Annotated in this window: 6 protein-coding genes and 1 tRNA gene; 4 read left to right on the top strand and 3 right to left on the bottom strand. The window is 71.6% G+C overall.

What is annotated here, in order from left to right:
* The 4 genes from G6W55_RS36930 to G6W55_RS36915 form a co-directional block, all read left to right on the top strand.
* A partial coding sequence (locus G6W55_RS36930; RefSeq protein WP_175524977.1) for an ABC transporter ATP-binding protein occupies positions 1-780 on the top strand: 780 nt, incomplete at its 5' end.
* Between the two features lie 10 nt (positions 781-790).
* Positions 791-1,510 carry an ABC transporter permease subunit gene (locus G6W55_RS36925; RefSeq protein ID WP_175524976.1) on the top strand — a complete coding sequence of 240 codons (720 nt, stop codon included), beginning with the start codon at positions 791-793 and terminating at the stop codon, positions 1,508-1,510.
* A gap of 123 nt (positions 1,511-1,633) precedes the next feature.
* Complete coding sequence (locus tag G6W55_RS36920; protein ID WP_175524975.1) at positions 1,634-1,885, top strand: hypothetical protein; 252 nt, start codon at positions 1,634-1,636, stop codon at positions 1,883-1,885.
* A gap of 235 nt (positions 1,886-2,120) precedes the next feature.
* Positions 2,121-2,207: transfer RNA gene (locus G6W55_RS36915), tRNA-Ser, on the top strand.
* Positions 2,208-2,239: 32 nt separating this feature from the next.
* Here G6W55_RS36915 and G6W55_RS36910 read toward each other — a convergent pair.
* The 3 genes from G6W55_RS36910 to serS all read right to left on the bottom strand — a co-directional run.
* Complete coding sequence (locus G6W55_RS36910; protein ID WP_175524974.1) at positions 2,240-2,656, bottom strand: hypothetical protein; 417 nt, start codon at positions 2,654-2,656, stop codon at positions 2,240-2,242.
* A gap of 45 nt (positions 2,657-2,701) precedes the next feature.
* Positions 2,702-3,499, bottom strand: a complete 798-nt coding sequence (locus G6W55_RS36905) for an HAD family hydrolase (RefSeq protein ID WP_175524973.1) — start codon at positions 3,497-3,499, stop codon at positions 2,702-2,704.
* The coding region (gene serS, locus G6W55_RS36900) for a serine--tRNA ligase (RefSeq protein WP_175524972.1) at positions 3,496-4,414 on the bottom strand (919 nt) is incomplete at its 5' end. The genes G6W55_RS36905 and serS, both read right to left, overlap by 4 nt.

The following is a 4,414-nucleotide window of genomic DNA, read 5'->3' as shown; positions in this document are numbered from 1 at the left end:
ATCAACATGATGGGCGGCTTCCTCGCCCCCTCCACCGGCACCGTCACCCTCGACGGCCGGCCGGTCTGGCGCAACGAGGAGATCTACAAGCACATCGGCATCGTCCCCGAGCGCGAGGCGATGTACGACTTCCTCACCGGCCGCGAGTTCGTCGTCGCCAACGCCGAACTCCACGGCCTGGGCGCCAAGGCGGCCCAGCGCGCCCTGGCCACGGTCGAGATGGAGTACGCGCAGGACCGCAAGATCTCCACCTACTCCAAGGGCATGCGGCAGCGCGTGAAGATGGCCAGCGCCCTCGTCCACGAGCCGTCGCTGCTCCTGCTCGACGAGCCCTTCAACGGCATGGACCCGCGCCAGCGCATGCAGCTCATGGACCTGCTGCGGCGGATGGGCGACGAGGGCCGCACCGTGCTGTTCTCCTCCCACATCCTCGAAGAGGTCGAGCAGCTCGCCTGGCACATCGAGGTCGTCGTCGCCGGACGGCACGCGGCCAGCGGCGACTTCCGCAAGATCCGCCGGCTGATGACCGACCGCCCGCACCGCTACCTGGTGCGCTCCAGCGACGACCGCGCCCTCGCGGCCGCCCTCATCGCCGACGCCTCCACCTCCGGCATCGAGGTCGACCTCGCGGAGAACGCCCTGCGTGTCCAGGCCGTCGACTTCGGCCGCTTCACGACCCTGCTGCCCCGCGTGGCCAAGGACCACGGCATCCGGCTGCTCACGGTCTCGCCGTCCGACGAGTCCCTCGAGTCCGTCTTCTCGTATCTCGTCGCCGCGTAGGAGGCCGAAGATGTACGACCCCACAGTCGCCCGGCTCACCTACCGGGCCCTGCTCGGCCGCCGCCGGGCCCTCATCCTGGGCGCCCTGCCCCTGCTGCTCATCGCGATCTCGCTGGTGGTGCGCGCCCTGGCCGGCGCCGACGACCAGACCGCCGCCGACCTGCTCGGAGGGCTCGCGCTCGCCACGATGGTGCCGATCATCGGCGTCATCGCCGGCACCGGCGCGATCGGCCCCGAGATCGACGACGGCTCCGTGGTCTATCTGCTGTCCAAGCCGGTGAAGCGGCCCACGATCATCTTCACCAAGCTGATCGTGGCCGTCGCCGTCACCATGGTCTTCTCGGCCCTGCCGACCCTGATCGCCGGCTTCATCCTCAACGGCAACGGCCAGCAGATCGCCGTGGCCTACACGGTCGCGGCCCTGGTCTCCTCGATCGCCTACGCGGCGCTCTTCCTGCTACTGGGCACCGTCTCGCGGCACGCGGTGGTGTTCGGGCTCGTCTACGCGCTGGTCTGGGAGGCCCTGTTCGGCTCCCTGGTGCCCGGGGCGCGCACGCTCAGCGTCCAGCAGTGGTCGCTGGCCGTCGCCCACAAGGTCGCCGGCGGGGACCTGGTCACCTCGGACGTCGGCCTCACCACGGCCACGGTGTTCCTGGTCGCGGTGACCGTCCTGGCCACCTGGTACGCCGGGCAGAAGCTGCGCGCGCTGACCCTCGCGGGCGAGGAGTAAGAGGAGTAACCGGGACCCGGCCGGCCGGGAGGTGAAGCCGCCCTCGCCCTTGACGGCGGCTTCACCTTCCCCCGGTCACACTGGGCGGAACGCAACCGTGCGCACACGGGCCAGGAGGACGCAATGGCGGACGACACCACGGCCGGCGCCGACGGCGGTCACGGACCCTCCGAGGGCGAGGAGAGCTGGGACGTCCCCGTCCTGGACGAGGACTTCGTCCGGGCCGCCGGGACCTCCGAGCCGTCCGCCCGCGCCCGGATGCTCGCCGCCCGCTGGCGCGGACAGGAGCCCGAGCCGCAGCCCTGGCGCTCCGACGAACCGCCCGCCGGCTGGTTCTTCAGCAAGGCCCGCCGTCGCGGACGTAGGCGTCGCTAGCACACCTGTTTTATTCGGTGGCGCCCAACTCGTCCCCCGGGCAGACTGGTTGATGTCCCCACAGACCGGGAGAGGAGCGGGACGATGCCCATGCACGGCAGTACGTCCGGCTCCCGACAGGGCAGCCGGCGGCGGACTCCGGAGTAGTTACCCCTCCGAGGAGTCCACGCACGGGGAGTTGCCCGGGGCGGCCGCTTCGAGCACGCGATGTCGCTCTCGCGTGGGCCGCCCACCCGGAGGATTGGCCGAGTGGCAAGGCACCGGTTTGCTAAACCGTGGTCGGGGGTCCGCCCCCGCGCACGTTCGATCCGTGCATCCTCCGCAAGTACCGACCCCCTACGAGCAGCCGACGACTCACGCGGTCGCGCTTCTGGCGGCCTGCGCGTCGGCGATCCGGTCCAGTTCCCGCATGGCCTCCGCGTGCGCGCTCATCCGGCGGGACAGGGTGCCCGTCGTGAAGAGCGCCACGCCCACGACCGAGACCGGTATCGACAGCCCGAGGACGGCCAGCGCCTCGGGCCAGTCGCGTTCGTTCGCGCAGTAGTCGCCGTGCCGCACCCCCTCGTTGGCGGTGCCGTACTCGGTCAGCAGCCGGGACTCGCACGCGTCCGGGTAGCGGTCGTCGGGCTTGCGCTCCGCCTCGTACGGCGTCAGCAGCAGCACCGCGCACCAGGCCCACAGCAGCGCGGCCAGCGACAGCAGGCCGATGCCCCAGGCGCGGGTCCGGCCGGCGCGTTCGCGGAAGTCCAGGTCGTACTCGCGTGATCGCATGGCCGACGAATCTAACAGCGCGCCACATCCCACCCGTGGGCGGGATCAGCCGAGCAGCCGCTCCAGGACGACCGCGATGCCGTCGTCCTCGTTGGAGGCGGTCACCTCGTTCGCCACGGACTTCAGCTCCTCATGGGCGTTGGCCATGGCCACGCCGTGGGAGGACCAGGCGAACATCGGGACGTCGTTGGGCATGTCGCCGAAGGCGATCGTGTCCGCGGCCCTGAGCCCCAGCCGGCGGGCCGCCAGGGAGAGACCCGTGGCCTTGGACAGGCCCAGCGGAAGCAGCTCCACGATGCCCGCGCCGGCCATCGCGACCGTCACGAAACCGCCCGCGGCCCGGCGGGCGGCCTCGGCCAGCTCGTCGTCCGACAGCTCCGGATGCTGTATGTAGATCTTGTTCAGCGGGGCGGTCCACAGGTCGGAGGCGTCCGTGAACGGGGTCGCGGGCAGCCGGCCGGTGATCGCGTACCCGGGCCCCACCAGCACCTCACCGTCCAGGCCGTCCCGGCTCGCCGCCAGGTGCAGCGGGCCGACCTCCGCCTCGATCTTGGCGAGGGCCACCCCGGCCAACTGGCGGTCCAGGGTCACCGACGTCAGCAGGCGGTGCTCGCCGGCGTCGTACACCTGGGCGCCCTGGCCGCAGACGGCGAGGCCCCGGTAGCCGAGGTCGTCGAGGATGTGCCGGGTCCAGGGGACCCCGCGGCCGGTGACGACGATGTGCGCGGCGCCCGCCGCGGTGGCCGCGGCGAGCGCGTCACGGGTGCGCGCGGAGACCGACTCGTCGGAGCGCAGCAGGGTCCCGTCGAGATCGGTGGCGACGAGCCCGTAGGGGAAGCTCACCGGGACACCGGCTCCAGGACCTCCCGGCCGCCGAGGTACGGGCGCAGCACCTCGGGCACGTACACCGAACCGTCGGCCTGCTGGTGGTTCTCCAGGATGGCGACGATGGTGCGCGGTACGGCGCACAGGGTGCCGTTGAGCGTGGCCAGCGGGCGGACCTGCTTGCCCTCGCGGTAGCGGATCGACAGCCGGCGGGACTGGAACTCGGTGCAGTCCGAGGTCGAGGTCAGCTCGCGGTACTTGCCCTGGGTCGGGATCCACGCCTCGCAGTCGAACTTGCGGGCCGCCGAGGCGCCCAGGTCACCGGTGGCGACGTCGATCACCCGGAACGGCAGCTCCAGCGAGGCCAGCCACTGCTTCTCCCAGGCCAGCAGGCGCTGGTGCTCCGCCTCCGAGTCCTCGGGGGTGACGTAGGAGAACATCTCCACCTTGTCGAACTGGTGGACGCGGAAGATGCCCTTGGTGTCCTTGCCGTGCGAGCCGGCCTCGCGGCGGAAGCACGGCGAGAAGCCGGCGTAGCGCAGCGGCAGACGGTCGGCGTCGATGATCTCGTCCATGTGGTACGCGGCGAGGGGGACCTCGGAGGTGCCGACCAGGTACAGGTCGTCCTTGTCGAGGTGGTAGACGTCCTGCGCGGCCTGGCCGAGGAAGCCGGTGCCGGCCATCGACTGCGGGCGGACCAGCGCCGGGGTCAGCATCGGGGTGAAGCCGGCCGCGGTGGCCTGGGCGATCGCCGCGTTGACCAGGGCCAGCTCCAGCAGGGCGCCGACACCGGTGAGGAAGTAGAAGCGGGAGCCGGAGACCTTGGCGCCGCGCTCTACGTCGATCGCGCCGAGGACCTGGCCCAGCTCCAGGTGGTCCTTGGGCTCGAAGCCCTCGGCGCCGAAGTCGCGGATGGTGCCGTGCGTCTCCAGG

The sequence above is a fragment of the Streptomyces sp. CAI-85 genome, assembly GCF_013363615.1.
GTDB classification, from domain to species: Bacteria; Actinomycetota; Actinomycetes; order Streptomycetales; family Streptomycetaceae; genus Streptomyces; species Streptomyces antibioticus_B.
Note: the sequence above shows the minus strand (reverse complement) of the source record. Positions and strands in the feature narration are given on the sequence as shown.